The following is an 18,421-nucleotide window of genomic DNA, read 5'->3' on the forward strand; positions in this document are numbered from 1 at the left end:
GCCAATTCAAGGGCGAGTCTGCATGGGCCAGCCGATACGCCGTCGAAAGAGGTCAGCCGCTCCGTACGCCGCTGCTGCGAGGCAAACCACGAATGGAATGCGCCCAAACCATGTATGAAGGTCATTCAGGTTCAGATGAAAAGCGTTTCGATCACATAGGCATGGCTTCGACATCCGAGAAGCCAATCCGCACGTCGAGGGGAGTCAGGGTGGGAACCGATAGTTCCGCGTATCGCAAGCCGGCAGGGGTCGTTGCCGCAGTAGCTGTGTCGTTGTGCACGGTGTTTGCTGGCGCCCCCGTTAGCGCTGCTGATCCATACGACGGCGACGACGGTGGCGGCAGCAGCTACGACGGGGGCGGCGATAGCGGTGGCGGCGGGTTCGAGGAGCCCTCGGGTGGCGGCTTTGAGGCACCCTCCAGCGGGGGCGTGGAGGAGCCCAGCGGCGGCGCAGAGGAGCCCAGTGGGGGCGGCACCCATGACGAACCCGGTGGCACGCACGAAGAGCCCAGCAGCGGCAACGAACCCGCCGGCGGCGGCACGCACGAAGAGCCCAGCGGCGGCAACGAACCCGCCGGCGGCGGCACCACGCACGAAGAACCCGGCGGCACACCCGAAGAGCCCGGCGGCGGCAACGAACCCGCCGGCGGCGGGGCGAACGAAGTGCCCGGCGAAGGATCTGATACCGGGAACGGTGGCAACGCACCCGAGCCGACACCGCAGGGTCCACAAGCATCGCAACCAGATGTCAAGACAGCCTCGGAGTCGGAGGTGACGACCACGACGTCAACTCAGATGACGTCTGAAGAGGTCACCAGCTACCAGGAGTCGATCTCGTCGACTGTGAGCAGCTCGTCGCTGACCAGCGGACTCAGTTTGAGCAGCCCCGTGACACTGTGGAATTCGGGCTGGATCTCCTACGACCGGTTCTACCGTCCGGTGTTCACCAACCCGTACCGGACTCCGCTCAGTGTGGTGTACACCTCCGGCGGCCAACCTCAGGTCTTCACGGTTCCGCCGCTCCAGCGGGCCGCCCTGAACGTCCCCAGCACCGGCGTTTACAACTTCACCGCAATGACGCGCCCGGACTCCGGGCCGGCCACCAACCTTTCGGTGGGTAGCTTCTCCGGGGGCGGATACCAGCCGGCTCCCGGGCAGGCGCCGCCCCAAGCGCCGGCGTCCCTGAACACGCAGAAGAACGTGCTCGTCCAGGTGAAGTTCGACCGGGGGACGTCCACGCCATTCCGGGTGAAGACCCTGACCGATCTCGGCGCCGATCCAACCGTCAACGGCACCACCAAGGTGCTCCTCGACGAGGAGATTCCGGCGTGGGGGCAGTGGTCGAAGACCGATAAGGGCGACGCTCTGTTCGTCATCAACCAGACCCAAACCCTGCCCGGCATCAATCCGCCGGCACAGCAACCGCTGCCCGGTTACAACGTGAAACTCACCGCCGCCGAGAAGACATCCTGGGTCGACAGGAACAAGACGTTGCTGATCAGCGTCGCCGTCGGCGCGGGCGTGCTGGCCTTGGCTGGCGTCGGGTTCATCCTGCTGACGAGGCGCCAACGCGGGACTCAGTAAGGCCGGAAACCACCCGGTCCCCGCTCGCGACGAGGGCACAATGAGCTGACCGGTCCCGGTCAACGCGGGTTACGATCCCCCTGCCTGGTCGCGTTGCTCACCCATATATCACCTTCTCCGGGAGGCTTCATATGAGCAGGCGCTGCTACGCACTGGTGCTGGTGGCGATCGTGGTCGCACTCTGCGGTGGCGCACCGGCATTGGCGCCACCAGCGGCTGCGCAGGAACGGACGGTGTCGCTGGCCGTGTACCAGATGTCACCGTTCGTGATCGAGAATCAGGGGCAGTGGACCGGGTTCACGATCGAGCTGTGGGAGCAGATCGCTCAGCGTCTCGGCTGGAAGACGAGTTACGTCAACGTCGGTGACGTCAAGAACCAGCTGCAGGCCGTCGCCGACGGCACGGCCGATATCGCCGCCGGCGGTCTGTCGATCACCGCCGAACGTGAACAGCGCTTTGACTTTTCACAGCCGATTCTCGACGCCGGGCTGCAGATCATGGTTCCCCGCGGGGACCACTCGGACTCCACACCAGGACTGCGCAGTTTCCTGGACCTGCTGTGGTCCAAGTCCATGCTGGTCTGGCTGGGTGCGGCAGCGGTGGTCGCCCTCATTCCGGCCCACATCATGTGGTTGACCGAGCGCCGCCACCCGGAGTCAATGGTCGCCCGATCATATTTCCCAGGCATATTCCAGGCCTTCGCCTGGGGCTTCGGTGCGCTCGCGGCTGTGCCTCCAGGTGAACCGCAGAACTGGGTGGGCCGCTCACTGGCGATTCTGTGGGGCTTCGCCGGCATCATCTTCGTCGCGCTGTACACCGCCAACCTCACGGCAAATCTGACCGTCGAACAGATCGAGAGCCGGATAGCCGGACCGGACGACCTCTACGGCAAATCGGTTGCGACCGTGTCCAATACGACGTCCACCGACTACTTACAGGACATGGGCATCGGGTTCACCGCTCTACCCACCATCGACGATTGCTATCAAGCCATCGAACAGGGCACGGCAGAGGCGGTGGTCTTCGACGCGCCGGTCCTGCGCTATTACGTGACCCACCGGGGTGTCGGTAAGACCGAGATGACCGGCGCCAGATTCCACGATGAAGACTACGGTGTGGCGTTCCGGTTGGGCAGCGACCTGCGCAAGCCCGTCGACGGAGCGCTGCTGGCCATCCGCGAGGATGGCACCTACCAAACGATCTACCGGAAGTGGTTCGGCTCTGAAGTACACACATCCGGCGAGCGCAACTGATCCTCTCCCATCGCCGACTAATGTCGTCGGCTATGACCGATCTGCCCTCTGAATGGACCCACGAGCCGCGCAAGATCCTGCAGTTCCGCCCGGGTAGCAAGGTCGGCGACATCGACCCCAACTCCAGCCCTGGATACCGCGGCGCCAAGAACGGTTCAGAATCGGTGCAGGCCGAGCGCAACACCCGCTTCGCCGGCTTGCAGGAGATGCTCTACGCCAACGGCAAGGCCGGCGACAAGCGCTCTCTGCTGTTGGTGCTGCAAGGCATGGACACCGCAGGCAAGGGTGGCATCGTCAAGCATGTCGTGGGCGCCGGCGACCCAATGGGCATCCGCTACACCAGTTTCGGCGTTCCGACCGAAGAAGAGCGCGCGCACCATTACCTGTGGCGCGTCCGCAAGGCGCTGCCGACCGGCGGACATATCGGGGTATTCGACCGATCGCACTACGAGGACGTGCTGGTGGTTCGGGTGCACGACCTGGTGCCGCGCGACGTATGGGAACCACGCTACGACGAGATCAACGCCTTCGAGAAGGAGCTCGTGGACTCCGGAACCACGATCGTCAAGTGCGCAATGTTCGTCTCCCTCGACGAGCAGAGACGCCGGCTGGCCGAACGCCTCGACCGGCCCGACAAGTACTGGAAGTACAACCCGGGCGACGTCACCGAACGCCTGCTCTGGCCGGCCTACCAGCAGGCCTATCAGGCTGTGCTGGACCGGACTTCGACCGATTACGCGCCGTGGTTCGTCATCCCGAGTGACAAGAAGTGGTACAGCCGCCTCGCCATCAACGAGTTGCTGATCGAGGCACTCAAGAGCATGGGACTGTCCTGGCCGCCGGCCGGCTTCGACGTCGAGGCCGAGAAAAAGCGGCTGGCACAAGCCTGACGGTCAGCCCTTGACCAGGGTGAACTGACCGATGTTGGTGATGCCGCGGCGGAAGAAGTCCGCGCAGCCGGTCAGGTACTTCATATAGCGGTCGTAGATCTCCTGCGAGGTGATGGCGACCGCCTCGTCCCGGTTCGCGACCAGCTTCGAGGCCCACATGTCCAGCGTGCGCGCGTAGTGCTGCTGCAGCAGGTGGATGCGCTCGAGCACGAACCCCGAATCGGCTGCAAGCGCCTCGATGTCCTCGACCGCGGGCAGCCGTCCACCCGGGAAGATCTCCTTCTCGATGAACTTCATGAACTTCAGATCGCTGATGGTGACCTTGATCTGGTTCTCCCGGAAGAACTTCTGCGTGTGCGCCAAGATCGTGTGCAGCAGCATGCGGCCATCGCCGGGCAACAGGTCATAGGCCTTCTCGAAGAACAGCGGGTACCGCTCGACCTTGAACGCCTCGAAGGCACCGATGCTCACGATCCGGTCGACGGGTTCGTCGAACTCCTCCCAGCCCTGCAACCGGACCTCGATCGAGCGGGTGGTGTCGAGTGCGGCCAACCGCTTGCGGGCGAATTCCGACTGGTTTTTGCTCAGCGTGATGCCGATGACATTGACGTCGTACTTCTGCACCGCCATCTCGAGGGCGCCGCCCCAGCCGCATCCCACGTCGAGCAGCGTCATGCCGGGTTCCAGGTTGAGCTTGCCCAGAGCAAGGTCGAACTTGGCGGTCTGAGACTCCTCGAGCGTCATATCGTCGCGCTCGTAGTAACCGCAGGTGTATCCCATGGTCGGGCCAAGGAACAGGGCGAAGAAGTCGTCAGAGACGTCGTAGATCGACTGTGACTCCTCGTAATAAGGAGTCAGTTCCGCGTCTACATCCGCCATCAACAGATACCTTCCAGCTTTTTACTTCATGGTCTGATGCCGCGAAAGCAGTGGTGCTGCAACGGCACCCCCCGACCAAAACCAGGAGCCTAGTCAATTCGTCTCCGAATTGCACAAGGCGCGAGGCGGCGTCGAGCGTCAGGCGTCAGGCGTCAGTAGGTGTAAAAGCCTTGTCCGGACTTCTTGCCCAGCATTCCGGCCTCAACCATCCGGAGCAGCAGGGGCGGCGGGGCGTAGTGCGCGTCCTTGAGTTCGTCGTACATGGAGTCGGCGATGAGCTTCATGGTGTCCAGGCCGATGAGATCCGAGAGCCGCAACGGGCCCATCGGATGCGAGAGGCCGGCTACGACGGCGGTGTCCACATCCTCGATGGTGGCAACGCCTGCCTCGACCATCCTGATGGCCGACAACAGGTAGGGCACCAGCAGTGCGTTGACGACGAATCCGGAGCGGTCGCCGCAGCGCACCACCTTCTTTCCGAGGACCTCGCTCGCGAATTGCTCAACCCTGGCGATAGCCCCGTCGGAGGTGACCAGCGTGTTGATCAGCTCGACCAGCGGCAGCACCGGTACCGGGTTGAAGAAGTGCAACCCCAGTACCCGGCTCGGATTCTGGGTGGCCGAAGCGATTTTCATGATCGGGATGCTCGAGGTGTTCGACGCCAGCACCGCGTCAGGGTCGGTGATGATCCGGTCGAGTTCACCGAAGATCTTTCCCTTGACGGTCTCGTCCTCCACGACCGCCTCGATAACAAGCTGGCGATCGGCCATGTCAGCGAGGTCGGTGGTGAACCTCAGCCGGGCCAGCGCGGCGTCGCGATCCCCCTCGGTGAGCTTGCCCTTGCTCGCTGCCCGCTCGAGCGAGCCGGTGAGGCGGTTGCGCCCGCCGGCGAGGAGTTCTTCGGTCGGCTCGAAGACGACGACATCTGCGCCTGCCTTGGCTGCGACCTCGGCGATGCCGGAGCCCATCTGCCCCGCGCCGACCACACCAACTCGTTGAATGCTCAACTTCATCTCCTCACACATCAGGCCCCGCCCAATATAAGGACGGGGCCTGATGTCACAAACAGCGACTCTCGCGGCAGCGAATTAGTGGCTCCGGCTTATCGGTTCCACGTCACTCCTCGCGGCCCGGGGGCCGCGCATCATCAGTGGAACTGGCCCTCTTCGGTCGAGCCCGCGAGAGCTGTCGTCGAACTGGTCGGGTCCACGGTCGTGGCGATCCGGTCGAAGTACCCGGCGCCGACCTCACGCTGGTGCTTGGTTGCGGTGTAGCCACGCTCCTCGGCGGCGAACTCGCGCTCCTGCAGCTCGACGTACGCGGTCATCTGGTTGCGGGCGTAGCCGTAGGCCAGATCGAACATCGAGTAGTTCAGGGCGTGGAAGCCGGCCAGCGTGATGAACTGGAACTTGAAGCCCATGGCGCCGAGCTCCTTCTGGAACCGGGCGATGGTCGAATCGTCCAGGTGCTTGCGCCAGTTGAACGACGGCGAGCAGTTGTAGGCCAGCATCTGGTCGGGGAACTCGCTCTTGACGCCCTCGGCGAAGCGGCGGGCCAGGTCCAGGTCCGGGGTACCGGTCTCCATCCAGATCAGGTCGGAGTACGGCGCGTAGGACTTGGCGCGGGCGATGCACGGCTCGAGGCCGTTCTTCACCCGGTAGAAGCCCTCGGCGGTGCGCTCGCCGGTGATGAACGGCTGGTCACGCTCGTCGACGTCGGAGGTGATCAGCGTGGCGGCCTCGGCGTCGGTACGGGCGATGACGACGGTCGGGACGTCCGCGACGTCGGCCGCAAGACGGGCCGAGGTCAGGGTGCGGATGTGCTGCTGGGTCGGGATCAGCACCTTGCCACCGAGGTGGCCGCACTTCTTCTCCGAAGCCAGCTGGTCTTCCCAGTGCGAACCCGCGACACCGGCGGCGATCATCGCCTTCTGCAGTTCGTAGACGTTGAGTGCGCCACCGAAGCCGGCCTCACCGTCGGCGACGATCGGGGCCAGCCAGTTCTCCACGGAGGTGTCGCCCTCGACCTTGGCGATCTCGTCGGCGCGCAGCAGCGCGTTGTTGATGCGGCGCACCACCTGCGGCACCGAGTTGGCCGGGTAGAGGCTCTGGTCGGGGTAGGTGTGACCGGACAGGTTTGCGTCACCGGCGACCTGCCAACCCGACAGGTAGATGGCCTTGAGGCCGGCGCGGACCTGCTGGACGGCCATGTTGCCGGTCAGCGCGCCCAGCGCGTTGACGAACTCCATATCGTGCAGCTGGTTCCAGAGCACCTCAGCGCCGCGGCGGGCCAGGGTGGCCTCCTCGACGACACTGCCCTGCAGCGCGACGACGTCGGCCGGGGTGTAGGTGCGAGTGAGGCCCTTCCAGCGGGGATTGGTGTCCCAGTCGCGCTGGATTTCTTCTGCGGTCTTCGGCTGGCCAACGTTGGACATCGCCTACTCCTTCTCAATCGAGGTCGCCACCTTGACGGGAAGTGAACTGTTAACGTCAATGCAGCTTCGCTTGTGTGCTCCCACGAGCATGCCTCGCATCATTAGTGCAGTTCAAGCCAATATGAGTGCCAATTTTCGCCAACAGCACCGACGAGTTTGCGAAGTTTGCGAAGGTCGCCGTCACCTGAACCGGTTCAGAAGTTACCGACGGGTAGCACCTTTTCGCAGGTCAGTACGCTTGTACTGTTAAACCGCGACGCTCAGAGCGGGAAGATCGCGGCGAGAGCTTTGATCTCGTCGCCGACGACGTATGTGAGCGTTCTAACAGTGCGATCGGTCAGCTCCGGCCCGAACTTGTCGGTGGAGCCGGGCGGATACACGTGCAGCAGGATTTCGAGCTTGTCGCCCAGGGCCACCGGCGCATCGTGCTCGATGGTGATGCGCAGCGGGGCGTCGAGTAACTCGGGATGGGGCGCCAGGAACTCCTCGACGACCTTCCAGTACACCGAGTTGTTGACGTGGTCGAAAAAGTCGATATCGCTCACCCGAATCGGGAATTCGCGGATCTCGGTGGCATCGTGGCGCGCACCGGCGCTCAGGTAGGACTTCCAGCGCAGCCGATTGACTGCGGTGGTGCGTTTCAGACCGTCCAAGAAGTCATCGGAGATGCGGGCCGGCCCCTGCGTCTCCCGGTTGATGTTGATCCAGAAGGCCTCTGATTCAATCAACCCGCCCTTGCGGCCATCGATGCGGACCCGCATCTCACACCAGCGGTTCGAGGTGCCCGAGCACCAGCGGCGCATGCGGAGCATGTCCTGGAATTCGATGGGCCGGATCAGATCGACCATCGTGCGCCGGACGATCCACAACGGATGGGTTTCCTCGTGGCCCATCTCGCGTAACTGGTCCTGGCCGACGTCCTGGATATGACGGCAGGCCGCGTCGAGCCGCAGTCGGCCCACGCGGTCGATGTCGCCGACCCGAAGCGGCCATTCCCGGTCGAAGACGTCGGGGTTCGGATCGGGAACGGGCATCAGCACCTTCGCCAATCCGGTGTCTGCGGTGCGCCCAGGTGCGCTCATCTCGCCTCGTCCTCTCCCCATTCCCCGTCCCAGCGCAAGCATGCCAAAGGGCCCCTTGAATGCCAACCAGCCTGCGTTGCCAACGCTGCGAAGATGCTCTTCGCAGCCCTCGGTAGGCTGGGCAGGTGTCCAAGACGTTCGTCGGCTCCCGGATACGACAACTGCGCAGCGAACGCGGATTCAGCCAGGCCGCGTTGGCACAGATGCTCGAGATCTCACCCAGCTATCTCAACCAGATCGAGCACGACGTCCGTCCGCTGACGGTCGCGGTACTACTGCGCATCACCGAGGTGTTCGGGGTCGACGCCACCTTCTTCGCGTCCCAGGACGACACCCGGCTGGTGGCCGAACTGCGTGAAGTCACGATGGATCGCGACCTCGAGATCGACGTCGACATGACCGAGGTGGCCGACATCGTCAACACCCACCCCGCCGTCGCCCGCGCGATCGTCAACCTGCACCGCCGCTACCGGATCACCACCGCACGGCTGGCCGCGGCCACCGAGGACCGCTTCAGCGACGGCAGCGGCAGCGGCGCGATCACGATGCCGCACGAGGAAGTCCGCGACTACTTCTACCAACGCCAGAACTATCTGCACGAACTCGACACCGCGGCAGAGGATCTCACCATCCGGATGCGCATGCACCGCGCCGAGCTGCCGCGGGAGCTGTCCGACCGGCTCACCATGGTGCACGGTGTGCACATCATCCGCCGCGTCGATCTCGGCGACACTGTGTTGCACCGCTACGATCCGGCATCTCGCACACTGGAGATCAGCAATCACCTGTCATCCGGCCAGCAGGTCTTCAAGATGGCAACCGAGCTGGCGTATTTGGAGTTCGGCGACCTGATCGACCGGCTGGTGGACGAGGGCAAGTTCACCAGCGAGGAATCACACAAGCTGGCCCGGCTCGGGCTGGCCAACTATTTCGCCGCAGCCACCGTGCTCCCCTACGGCCAGTTCCACCATATGGCGGAAAACTTCCGCTACGACGTCGAGCGCCTTTCGGCCTTCTATCAGGTCAGTTACGAGACGATCTGCCACCGGCTCTCGACCCTGCAACGACCCTCGACGCGGGGCGTTCCCTTCTCGTTCGTCCGAGTGGACAAAGCCGGCAACATGTCGAAACGCCAGTCCGCCACCGGTTTTCACTTCTCCTCCGCCGGCGGGACCTGCCCGCTGTGGAACGTTTACGAGACGTTCGCCAACCCGGGCAAGATCCTGGTCCAGATCGCCCAGATGCCCGACGGGCAGAACTACATGTGGGTGGCACGAACCGTCGAGCGACGCGCGTCCCGATACGGTCAGCCGGTCAAGACGTTCGCGATCGGCCTGGGTTGCGAGGCCCGGCACGCCAGCCGGCTGGTCTACTCGAAGGGTCTGGACCTCTCGTCGGACAGCGCCACACCGATCGGTGCCGGCTGCCGGGTGTGTGAACGCGACAACTGTCCCCAGCGCGCCTTCCCCGCCCTGGGCCGAGCATTGGATCTCGACGAGCACCGCAGCACAGTGTCGCCCTATTTGGTCAAGGAGTCATGATGGGTCAACGTATTCCGCCCGGCGGCCGACGCGAGCTCGGCTTGATCAACTGGGGTATCGCCCGATTGGGCGCCCGTTCGATTCGCGCCCCACAGATGAACTTGTTCAACGTCCTCGGTCAGCACAAGCTGCTGTTCCTGTCGTTTCTGCCGTATTCGGGCGTTCTGCTGAATTGGGGCAAACTGCCCAAACGCGACAAGGAACTGGTGATCCTGCGGGTGGGGCACCTGCGCAACTCGGAGTACGAACTGCAGCAGCACCGCAGGCTGGCCAAGAGCCGCGGGCTTGATTCGGCGTTGCAGGACAAGATCTTTGCCGGCCCGACCGCCGAGGGGCTGACTGACCGACAGCGTGCCCTACTCACAGCGGTCGACGAGTTCATCCTCAACCGGGACCTCACAGATGACACGTTCGCCGACCTGTCGGCGCACCTGACCCGCGAGCAGGTGATCGAATTCTGCGCCCTGGCAGGGCATTACGATGCGATCGCCGCAATCCTGGCCACGTTGCGCGTGCCGATGGACTTCCCGGACTGACTACTCGCCGAAGTGCTTGGCCTTGACGGCCGGGGCCGCCTTCTCGGTGGCCAATGTCGCCGCCGCAATAGTCGTTGTCACGGTGTCGCCCTGCGTCATCGGGCCCGGCAGGATCGGCGCGGCCACCGGAGACACGTCGGGCGGGGCGCCCGTATCGGCTACGACGGCCAGCCCGCCCATCGCCACGATGGCGGCGCCCCCGGCCACCGCCAACAGGATTTTGGTACGCGAAGAACGCGTCGAATCAGCCATTTTTTCCCCCGTTTTCAGCACCGCGCTAACTGCAGCACAGGTGGTAGGGAGAGTGGACCAACATATGCTTGAGACAACCTGTAGCGAACCTGGCCAACGGCTGGCAGATGTCGTCTACAGGTAGGTGACCCCGAGCACGATCAGGGTGAAGATCACCGGGGACACCGGCACGCAGCCCAGAAACGCCGCCCACACCAGCCGTTTGCGCTGGTAGCTGCGCCACGCCAGGAATCCGATGACCGCGGCGAGCACCACGATCACCGCGGAAAGGACCAGCACCCAGAAGCTGACGTCCTCGCCATTGGTAGCGACGGAAATGCCGATCAGCCACAGGATGTGGCCGACCACAAGTCCGCCGATACCGGCGATCAGTGTCGGTCTCAAAAGTTGATCATGTGGCCGGCGAGACCGTGGAAGCATTCCTGGAGTGCCTCCGACAGCGTCGGATGGGTGTGCACGTTGCGGGTCAGCTCGTTGACGGTCAGATCCCACTTCTGTGCCAGAGTCAGCTCCGGCAGGAGTTCGGAGACGTCGGGTCCGATCAGGTGGGCACCAAGCAGTTCCCCGTACTTGGCGTCGGCAATGACCTTGACGAACCCGGTGGGGTCGGCCAGTCCGTGCGCCTTGCCATTGGCGGTGAACGGGAACTTCGCCACCTTCACGTCGTAGCCTTCGTCGCGGGCCTGCTGCTCGGTCAGTCCGAAGCTGGCCACCTGCGGCTGACAGAACGTGGCCCGCGGCATCATCCGGTAGTCACCAAGGGCCAGCGTCTCGGCACCGGCGATGGTCTCGGCGGCAACCACGCCCATCGCCTCGGCGACGTGGGCCAGCTGGAGCTTGCCCGTGACGTCGCCGATGGCGTAGATATGCGGCACATTGGTGCGCATGTAGTCGTCGATGCCGATGGCCTTGCGGTCGGTCAGGGCCACACCGGCCGCCTCGAGGCCGAAGCCGTCGACGTTGGGGGCAAAACCGATGGCCTGCAACACCTTATCGGCCTTGAGCGCATCGGTCTTGCCGTCCTTGCTGACCGTCACGGTGACGGAGGAGCCGTCATCGTCAATAGATTCCACCTTGGTGCCGGTGAGGATCTTCACGCCGAGCTTCTTGTACTGCTTCTCGATCTCCTTGGAGACCTCGGCGTCCTCGTTGGGCAGCGCACGCGGCAGGAACTCGACGATGGTGACGTCGACCCCGTAGTTCTTCAGCACGTAGGCGAACTCCATGCCGATCGCGCCGGCGCCGGCGATGATGATCGATGTCGGCAGCTCCCGCGACAGGATCTGCTTCTCGTAGGTGACGACGTTCTCGCTCAGCGAGGTGCCCGGCACCAGCCGGGTGCTGCTCCCCGTGGCGATGATGGCGTTGTCGAAGGTGACGGTTTCAGTCCCGCCCTCGTTGAGGGCGACCGACAGCGTGTGCGGGTCGGTGAACGTCCCGTAGCCGTGAATCTCGGTGATCTTGTTCTTCTTCATCAGGAAGTGCACGCCGGCCACCCGACCGTCGGCGACCTTGCGACTGCGGTCGAAAGCGGCACCGTAGTCGAAGGTGGCCTCGCCGCTGATACCGAACGTCTTGGCTTCCTTGGTGAAGATATGCGCCAGCTCGGCGTTGCGCAGCAACGCCTTCGACGGAATGCAACCGACATTGAGGCAGACCCCGCCCCAGTACTTTGGTTCGATGATGGCGGTGTTCAGCCCGAGCTGGGCGGCGCGGATCGCCGCGACGTACCCGCCAGGACCGGCTCCGAGAACGACGACGTCATAGTGAGTCACGCCGTCAGCCTATCGTCGGACGCGCGATCCATTCGAAGTAGTAGGCACCGTGCAGCAGGGCGGCGGTGGCCACCGAGGCCAGCGGCGCCGACATCAGGGCGATGGCCAGCGCCGTTACCGATGGCCGGTTCTGCACCATGGAAACCAGCACGCTGCCGACCGAGCAGAAGATCAGGTAGATCAGCACGAAGAACACCGCCGGAGTCTTGCTCAGCGATGTGTACCACCAGAAGTAAAAGCCCAGGCCGGCGGCCGCGGCCAGCACCCAGACTGCGGCCACGATGAACACGAACTGCCACCGCTTCACGAATTGATAGGTGCCCGTCGCCGGCGCCGCGGGCGGCACCATGACCGGCTCGGCGTGCAGCGACCCGTTGACCGGATGCAGGAACGCATCGGTCTCGAAGCTCTCCAACTCGCTGAACGCGATGGACGGCCCCGAGATCTCCGCCTCGGGTTCGTCGGTCAGCGACTTCAGAACCTCGGGATGCGGTCCGGTGTCGAAGATCGGCGCGTGATGCGGTTCTGTCGAAGGAAGGGACGTCTTGTCAGCCACTGGACACCACCTGAACCAGAACTAATGCCCCCAACCAGCCCGGTGCCATCGCCAGGATGAACGCCCCCGCGGTGGTGATCCAGCGCCGCCTGGAGAACAGGATGAGCAGCATTCCGATCACACTGGGGACTGCCACCACTAAGCCCACCACCAGATCGGGGCGGACCGGAGTCTTGACCAGCAGCGTGGCCGCGACGGCCGCGACCAGACCGGTCACAGTCCCGACCAGCAACGCGCTTGTGAGCAGCCATGCCCGAGGCAGGGGTATCACCCTTATGAGGGTACGTGCCCTCGAGCCGACTACGGCTGAACGGCGTCGGCGCGCCGACCAGGGATTGCACAGGCGTCAGCGGCCTCGGCGACCACGAGATCTGCCCGTTCGGGCAACCGCGCACCACGCTCGTAGTCGACGCCAGTCAGCGGTAACACACTGGCCAGCAACTCGTTTTCGGTGTCAGTGAAAGCCCGGCCCCGGCTCAGGAAGCGCATCCCCTCGGGTGTTTCCAGGCTGAAACCACCGCCGCGGCCGGGAACGACGTCAATGACCAGCTGGGTGTGTTTCCACGTCTCGAATTGCGGGCCGGAGATCCACACCGGGGCGCCCTCGAGGACCCCGAGCAGGACGTCACGATCGCCGACGATGAACTCCCCGTCCAGGTAGCACATCGGTGACGACCCGTCGCAGCAGCCGCCGGACTGGTGGAACATCACCGGGCCATGCCGCTCCTGCAGCAGGTGTAGGAGCTCAGCGGCCGCCGCGGTGATCAGTGACCGCGGCGGCGCCTCCGGCTCGCGATTTCGGCGCGCTTCCGATCGCTGCGCGGCGGATTGCGCGCCGAAGTCATTCATCAGAAGAAGCCTTGGGCCTTGTTGGAGTAGGAGACGAGCAGGTTCTTGGTCTGTTGGTAGTGATCCAGCATCATCAGGTGGTTCTCCCGGCCGATGCCGGACTGCTTGTAACCACCGAAGGCCGCGTGCGCGGGGTACTGGTGGTAGCAGTTGGTCCACACCCGGCCGGCCTTGATATCGCGGCCGGCGCGGTAGGCGGTGTTGCCGTCGCGGCTCCACACCCCCGCACCCAGCCCGTAGAGGGTGTCGTTGGCGATGCCGATGGCGTCGTCGTAGTCCGTGAACGCGGTGACCGCCACGACGGGGCCGAAGATCTCTTCCTGGAAGATCCGCATGGCGTTGTTGCCGGTGAAGATCGTCGGCTGCACGTAGTAACCGCCACTGAGATCACCACCAAGCTCGGCACGCTCACCGCCGGTCATCACCTTGGCGCCCTCGCTTTTGCCGATCTCGATATACGACAGGATCTTTTCCAGCTGATCATTAGAGGCCTGCGCCCCGATCATCGTCTCGGTGTCCAACGGATCACCCTGCCGCACGGCCTTGGTGCGGATGGCGGCCATCGCCAGGAACTCGTCATAAATATCGGCCTGAATCAAGCTGCGCGACGGGCAGGTGCACACTTCGCCCTGGTTGAGGGCGAACATCGTGAAGCCCTCCAACGCCTTGTCCTGATAGTCGTCGTTGGCAGCCATCACATCGGAGAAGAAGATGTTGGGACTCTTACCACCCAACTCCAACGTGACCGGGATCAGATTCTGCGAGGCGTACTGCATGATCAACCGCCCGGTGGTGGTCTCCCCAGTGAACGCGATCTTGGCGATCCGATTCGAGGACGCCAACGGCTTACCGGCCTCCACACCAAACCCATTAACCACGTTGAGAACACCAGCGGGCAACAGATCAGCGATCAACGACATCAAATACAGCACCGACGCCGGAGTCTGCTCGGCAGGCTTAAGCACCACCGCATTACCGGCCGCCAACGCCGGCGCCAACTTCCACACCGCCATCAGGATCGGGAAATTCCACGGGATGATCTGCCCCACCACCCCCAACGGCTCATGAAAGTGATAGGCGACGGTGTCCTCATCGATCTGCGAGAGGGAGCCTTCTTGGGCGCGGATCGCCCCGGCGAAATACCGAAAATGATCCACCGCCAACGGAATATCAGCATTCAGCGTTTCCCGAACCGGCTTACCGTTATCCCAGGATTCAGCGACGGCGATCTTCTCCAGATTGGCTTCGATACGATCAGCGATCTTGTTGAGGATCAGCGCGCGTTCGGCGGCCGAGGTCTTGCCCCAGGCCGGTGCGGCGGCGTGCGCGGCATCCAGAGCCAGCTCGACATCAGCCTCAGTGGACCGGGCCACCTCACAAAACACCTCGCCGGTCACCGGCGTCCGATTCTCAAAATACAAACCCCCCACCGGCGCAACCCACTCACCACCAATGAAATTCTCATAGCGGGACTGGAATGCCATGGCCGAGCCCGTGCCGGGGCGGGCGTAAACAGTCATCAAGACTCCTTCTCTAAGAGTTACTTTCGGTGTTACGAACAGCGCGAACCGCTGGTGAAATCGACGACGGCAACAACGTCGACATGTCCGCGGGATAGCGCACGGTCACGTCGATAGAACCGGCGAAACGATACGGCTGGGCGGCTAGCAGTCCGGCGAATTGTTTTCGCAGCCGCGATAGTTCGGCGCGAACGGTGACAACTCGGGTGCGGTCGCCGTACAGATCGGCGGCCAGTTCGGGGGCGGACCGCCCGCGGGGATCCCGCGCCAGAATCAGCAGGATTTCGGCGTGGCGCAACGAAATATCGTTGCGCCAGCACCCGAACTGTCCCGTCATAGCCAACGAGGGCCCGCCCACACCGGTCAGGTCCAGGCACACCTGCGCCAGCTTTGGCGCCTCGTCGTCCTGGGTGAGCCGAACCAGCCAGCCGCCAGGAAGCACGTCGACGTCACAGATACCAAGGGCGGGGATCCACACCCGGCCCGCAGCGATGTCCTCCGGCAGCAGGATGCGGTGGTGCAGCGGCAGTGAGTCGACCGCCGCCACCCAGCCCTCAGGATCGACCGCCAGAGCGGGGGCGCCGATGCGGGCCAGAATCGGGGCCGCGACGGTCCGCAGCCGGTTGAGAATGCGGTCGTGCTGCTCCCGCAGATGCGACTCGGCCAGCCGGGCGACTGCGTCGACCAATGCCACCGTCGTGGGGTGCACGGTCGCGGCGGGGCCGGATACGTCGACGACGCCGATCACGTGTCCGGTTCGTGGGTCGCGAATGGGGGCACCGGCACAGGTCCAGGAGTGGTGGGTGCGCAGGAAATGCTCGGCCGAGAAGACCTGCACGGCACGGTTGGACACCAGGGCGGTGCCGATCGCGTTGGTGCCGACCTCGCCTTCGGCCCAGTGCGCACCCTCGATGAACCCGAGGCGGTCGGCGTTGCCCAGCACCGCCGGCGAGCCGGAGCGCCACAGCACCCGCCCCTGGGAGTCCGCAACGACGAGAATGTTGGCGCCGTCGGCGACGATCGATTCCAGCCCGCGGGAGATCTCCTCGAGCACAGTCATCAGTCCCGATGCCCGCCGCAGCGTCTCCAGGCCGCCGGATTCCACCACCGGACGCGCGCGGCGGTCTGGGTCGACACCGGCAGACATCATCCGCCGCCAGGAATCGCCGATAACGTCCCGCGGCCGGGCCGGTGCCCGGTGGCCGGACATCGTCGCGTCATAGACAGCCGACATCAGCCGCGCGTACGTGCGTGGATCCTCCCCGACGGCGACGGCGGGTTCAGGCACAGACAGACCTTGCATTACTGCCGATTGTGCTCTGCATCTCAGCGGTAAACCAGACCGCCGTCGATGAGCCCGGCTTGTCCGGTCATGTAATCGGCGTCCGGCCCGGCCAGATACGAGACGAACCCGGCGACGTCGTCGGGGGTTTCAGCGCGGCCCAGCGCGATGCCGCCGACGAACTTGTCGTAGGTCTCGCCCTCGGCCGCCCCGGTCAACTCGGCGAATCGTTTGTCGATTTCCACCCACATGTCGGTGCCGACGACGCCGGGGCAGTATGCGTTGACGGTGACGCCGTCAACGGCGTGTTCCTTGGCGGCGGCCTGGGTCAGCGCACGCACAGCGAACTTGGATGCGCTGTACGGCCCGAGCATCGCGAAGCCGTCGTGTCCGGCGATTGACGAGGCGTTGATAACTCGGCTGATCTTTCCCTGATCTTTGTTCTTGAGTTGCTTGAACTTGGCCACGGCGGCTTGAGTGCCCCACAGCACGCCGTTGACGTTGATCGCCCAGAGCCTCTCGATCTGCCGAGGGGTGACATCGGCGATCGGGCCGACGAGGGCGATGCCGGCATTGTTGACCATGATGTCGAAGCCGCCCAGAGTGGCGGCGGCATGGTCGACGGCGGCGAATACCTCTTCACGTTCGCTCACGTCGGCCACGAAGATGGTTGCTTTGCAGCCGATTTCGGTGATCTCGTCGGCGACGGCAGCGAGACCGTCAGGCTGCACATCCACCAGAGCGATATCGGCGCCGTCCCGAGCGAGCCGCAACGCGATGCCGCGTCCGATGCCTCGTGCCGCACCGGTGACCAGAGCGACCCCTCCGTGCAGAGTCATGATTCTCCGTTCGGGTCAACCAGGACTTTCATCTTCGTGCCGGCGTGCAGCGCCTCGAAGCCCTCGTCGATCACGTCGTCGAGGGGGATCGTAGTGACCCACCCAGTGGTGTCGTAGGCACCCTTGGCCATCAGGGCGATGACGGCCTCGAAGTCTGCACCCGTGTAGCACAATGACCCCTGGATGCGACTCTCGTTCATGACCAGATTGAGAAGCGGTGTTTCCAAGGGCTTTTCGTAGATCGCCACGCTGACCATCGGCTTGCGTGAACCCACGCAGGCCAGCGCCGTCGCAACAGCCGGGGTGACACCGGCAGCGTCGAACACCGCATCGGCGCCGTCGCCGGCGGTGTGCTCGGCGATGAAGCCGGGGACGTCGAGCGCGGCAGGGTCCAGCGTCGCGGCGCCGAGCGCCTCGATGGCCGCGCGCCGGGTCGGGGACGGTTCAACGACGAAAACGTCGTCAAGTCCCTTGCCGCGCAACGCGAACCACAGACCGATCCCGATCGGCCCGGCACCGAAGACCATGGCGGTGTCGCCGGGACGGACGTCGCCGAGGGTGGCGGCGTGGTAGGCCACCGACATCGGTTCGACGAGGGCCCCGAGCTCGAGTGAGACGTTGTCGGGCAGCTTGTGCAGCATGGAAGTCGGCACCACCGTGTACTCAGCCATGCCGCCGTCGGACATCAGGCCGTGGAAGCCGATCTGTTGACACACGTTGTAGTTGCCGGCCAGGCACGGTGCGCAGTGGTCGCATTTGTAGATCGGTTCGACGGCGACGCGGTCTCCCACCGCCCATCCGGTGACGCCGTCGCCCACGGCGGTGATGGTCCCGGAGAATTCGTGGCCGATTGTCAGCGGCAGCTGTTGATGAGTAAGCGGGTGCGGCGCGGTGGGGACGAAGATCGGCCCGGCGTAGTACTCGTGCAGGTCGGTGCCGCAGATGCCGTTGAAGCCCACCTTGAGCTTGACCGTCCCCGGGGTGGCCTCGGGTTCGGCGACGTCATCGATCTCGACCTTGTTGGGTCCGTAATAGACAGCTGCTCTCATACGCCAGTTCTATGTGACGGCGACCACACCCGGAAAGAGTTGCAGGGGGTTGCAGCCGGCCGTTGCAACTGTTCGCAACCCTTGCCAGACCTTGGGACCCG

General features: G+C 64.3%; 19 protein-coding genes. 5 read left to right on the forward strand and 14 right to left on the reverse strand.

Annotated elements, in window-relative coordinates; genetic code table 11:
• The first annotated feature begins 209 nt into the window (after window positions 1-209).
• From G6N38_RS07415 to G6N38_RS07425, 3 genes are all read left to right on the forward strand, one after another.
• A complete protein-coding gene (locus G6N38_RS07415) occupies window positions 210-1,583 on the forward strand; it encodes a hypothetical protein (RefSeq protein WP_163746929.1) in 1,374 nt (457 codons plus the stop codon).
• A gap of 131 nt (window positions 1,584-1,714) precedes the next feature.
• Window positions 1,715-2,836, forward strand: a complete 1,122-nt coding sequence (locus G6N38_RS07420; protein ID WP_163746930.1) for a transporter substrate-binding domain-containing protein — start codon at window positions 1,715-1,717, stop codon at window positions 2,834-2,836.
• A 32-nt stretch (window positions 2,837-2,868) separates the two neighbouring features.
• Entirely contained in the window at window positions 2,869-3,726 is an 858-nt protein-coding gene (locus G6N38_RS07425; protein WP_163746931.1) for a polyphosphate kinase 2 family protein, read from the forward strand.
• A gap of 3 nt (window positions 3,727-3,729) precedes the next feature.
• Here the strand turns inward: G6N38_RS07425 and G6N38_RS07430 are convergent, their stop codons facing one another.
• The 4 genes from G6N38_RS07430 to G6N38_RS07445 all read right to left on the reverse strand — a co-directional run bounded on the left by G6N38_RS07430 (window position 3,730) and on the right by G6N38_RS07445 (window position 8,121).
• Entirely contained in the window at window positions 3,730-4,605 is an 876-nt protein-coding gene (locus G6N38_RS07430; RefSeq protein WP_163746932.1) for a cyclopropane mycolic acid synthase family methyltransferase, read from the reverse strand.
• A 152-nt stretch (window positions 4,606-4,757) separates the two neighbouring features.
• Window positions 4,758-5,618, reverse strand: coding sequence for a 3-hydroxybutyryl-CoA dehydrogenase (locus tag G6N38_RS07435; protein ID WP_179968492.1), 861 nt, complete (start codon window positions 5,616-5,618; stop codon window positions 4,758-4,760).
• A 134-nt stretch (window positions 5,619-5,752) separates the two neighbouring features.
• Window positions 5,753-7,039, reverse strand: coding sequence for an isocitrate lyase (gene aceA / locus G6N38_RS07440; RefSeq protein WP_163746934.1), 1,287 nt, complete (start codon window positions 7,037-7,039; stop codon window positions 5,753-5,755).
• Between the two features lie 260 nt (window positions 7,040-7,299).
• Window positions 7,300-8,121: an acyl-[acyl-carrier-protein] thioesterase gene (locus G6N38_RS07445; RefSeq protein ID WP_163746935.1), complete on the reverse strand. Its 822-nt coding sequence runs from the start codon at window positions 8,119-8,121 to the stop codon at window positions 7,300-7,302.
• 125 nt (window positions 8,122-8,246) lie between these two features.
• On the opposite strand from G6N38_RS07445, the gene ramB reads away from it, so the two are divergent.
• Both ramB and G6N38_RS07455 read left to right on the forward strand, forming a co-directional pair.
• On the forward strand, window positions 8,247-9,662 hold the full coding sequence (gene ramB, locus G6N38_RS07450; RefSeq protein WP_163746936.1) for an acetate metabolism transcriptional regulator RamB: 1,416 nt from the start codon (window positions 8,247-8,249) through the stop codon (window positions 9,660-9,662).
• Complete coding sequence (locus G6N38_RS07455) at window positions 9,662-10,198, forward strand: carboxymuconolactone decarboxylase family protein (RefSeq protein ID WP_179968548.1); 537 nt, start codon at window positions 9,662-9,664, stop codon at window positions 10,196-10,198. Before ramB ends, G6N38_RS07455 begins: the two co-directional genes overlap by 1 nt.
• On the opposite strand, the gene G6N38_RS07460 is transcribed toward G6N38_RS07455, so the two are convergent.
• The 10 genes from G6N38_RS07460 to G6N38_RS07505 form a co-directional block, all read right to left on the reverse strand.
• Complete coding sequence (locus tag G6N38_RS07460) at window positions 10,199-10,450, reverse strand: hypothetical protein (protein ID WP_163746938.1); 252 nt, start codon at window positions 10,448-10,450, stop codon at window positions 10,199-10,201. It lies immediately after the preceding gene.
• A gap of 114 nt (window positions 10,451-10,564) precedes the next feature.
• The gene (locus tag G6N38_RS07465) at window positions 10,565-10,834 is read right to left on the reverse strand and encodes a tetratricopeptide repeat protein (RefSeq protein ID WP_163746939.1); all 270 of its coding nucleotides are present in this window, start codon (window positions 10,832-10,834) and stop codon (window positions 10,565-10,567) included.
• The gene (lpdA, locus tag G6N38_RS07470) at window positions 10,831-12,225 is read right to left on the reverse strand and encodes a dihydrolipoyl dehydrogenase (RefSeq protein ID WP_163746940.1); all 1,395 of its coding nucleotides are present in this window, start codon (window positions 12,223-12,225) and stop codon (window positions 10,831-10,833) included. The genes G6N38_RS07465 and lpdA overlap by 4 nt, the downstream gene beginning before the upstream one ends.
• A 4-nt stretch (window positions 12,226-12,229) precedes the next feature.
• Complete coding sequence (locus G6N38_RS30620; RefSeq protein ID WP_246227768.1) at window positions 12,230-12,781, reverse strand: hypothetical protein; 552 nt, start codon at window positions 12,779-12,781, stop codon at window positions 12,230-12,232.
• Entirely contained in the window at window positions 12,774-13,052 is a 279-nt protein-coding gene (locus G6N38_RS07480; RefSeq protein WP_163746941.1) for a putative holin, read from the reverse strand. Before G6N38_RS07480 ends, G6N38_RS30620 begins: the two co-directional genes overlap by 8 nt.
• Before the next feature lie 29 nt (window positions 13,053-13,081).
• A complete protein-coding gene (locus G6N38_RS07485; RefSeq protein WP_163746942.1) occupies window positions 13,082-13,630 on the reverse strand; it encodes a DUF779 domain-containing protein in 549 nt (182 codons plus the stop codon).
• On the reverse strand, window positions 13,630-15,150 hold the full coding sequence (gene adh, locus G6N38_RS07490; RefSeq protein WP_163746943.1) for an aldehyde dehydrogenase: 1,521 nt from the start codon (window positions 15,148-15,150) through the stop codon (window positions 13,630-13,632). The genes G6N38_RS07485 and adh overlap by 1 nt, the downstream gene beginning before the upstream one ends.
• Window positions 15,151-15,163: 13 nt before the next feature.
• Window positions 15,164-16,453: a GAF domain-containing protein gene (locus G6N38_RS07495; RefSeq protein ID WP_163746944.1), complete on the reverse strand. Its 1,290-nt coding sequence runs from the start codon at window positions 16,451-16,453 to the stop codon at window positions 15,164-15,166.
• A gap of 23 nt (window positions 16,454-16,476) precedes the next feature.
• Complete coding sequence (locus G6N38_RS07500) at window positions 16,477-17,271, reverse strand: acetoin reductase (protein ID WP_163746945.1); 795 nt, start codon at window positions 17,269-17,271, stop codon at window positions 16,477-16,479.
• Window positions 17,268-18,320: a 2,3-butanediol dehydrogenase gene (locus G6N38_RS07505; RefSeq protein ID WP_163746946.1), complete on the reverse strand. Its 1,053-nt coding sequence runs from the start codon at window positions 18,318-18,320 to the stop codon at window positions 17,268-17,270. Before G6N38_RS07505 ends, G6N38_RS07500 begins: the two co-directional genes overlap by 4 nt.
• Between the last annotated feature and the right edge of the window lie 101 nt (window positions 18,321-18,421).

This window comes from Mycolicibacterium helvum (assembly GCF_010731895.1).
Lineage (GTDB): Bacteria > Actinomycetota > Actinomycetes > Mycobacteriales > Mycobacteriaceae > Mycobacterium > Mycobacterium helvum.

Coding starts and splice junctions, on each gene's coding strand:
- G6N38_RS07420 (WP_163746930.1), top strand. CDS start 1,715: ATGAGCAGGCGCTGCTACGCACTGGTGCTGGTGGCGATCGTGGTCGCA.
- adh (WP_163746943.1), bottom strand. CDS start 15,150: ATGACTGTTTACGCCCGCCCCGGCACGGGCTCGGCCATGGCATTCCAG.
- G6N38_RS07455 (WP_179968548.1), top strand. CDS start 9,662: ATGGGTCAACGTATTCCGCCCGGCGGCCGACGCGAGCTCGGCTTGATC.
- G6N38_RS07430 (WP_163746932.1), bottom strand. CDS start 4,605: ATGGCGGATGTAGACGCGGAACTGACTCCTTATTACGAGGAGTCACAG.
- G6N38_RS07500 (WP_163746945.1), bottom strand. CDS start 17,271: ATGACTCTGCACGGAGGGGTCGCTCTGGTCACCGGTGCGGCACGAGGC.
- G6N38_RS07435 (WP_179968492.1), bottom strand. CDS start 5,618: ATGAAGTTGAGCATTCAACGAGTTGGTGTGGTCGGCGCGGGGCAGATG.
- G6N38_RS07495 (WP_163746944.1), bottom strand. CDS start 16,453: ATGCAAGGTCTGTCTGTGCCTGAACCCGCCGTCGCCGTCGGGGAGGAT.
- G6N38_RS07425 (WP_163746931.1), top strand. CDS start 2,869: ATGACCGATCTGCCCTCTGAATGGACCCACGAGCCGCGCAAGATCCTG.
- aceA (WP_163746934.1), bottom strand. CDS start 7,039: ATGTCCAACGTTGGCCAGCCGAAGACCGCAGAAGAAATCCAGCGCGAC.
- G6N38_RS07445 (WP_163746935.1), bottom strand. CDS start 8,121: ATGAGCGCACCTGGGCGCACCGCAGACACCGGATTGGCGAAGGTGCTG.
- G6N38_RS07505 (WP_163746946.1), bottom strand. CDS start 18,320: ATGAGAGCAGCTGTCTATTACGGACCCAACAAGGTCGAGATCGATGAC.
- G6N38_RS07485 (WP_163746942.1), bottom strand. CDS start 13,630: ATGAATGACTTCGGCGCGCAATCCGCCGCGCAGCGATCGGAAGCGCGC.
- G6N38_RS07460 (WP_163746938.1), bottom strand. CDS start 10,450: ATGGCTGATTCGACGCGTTCTTCGCGTACCAAAATCCTGTTGGCGGTG.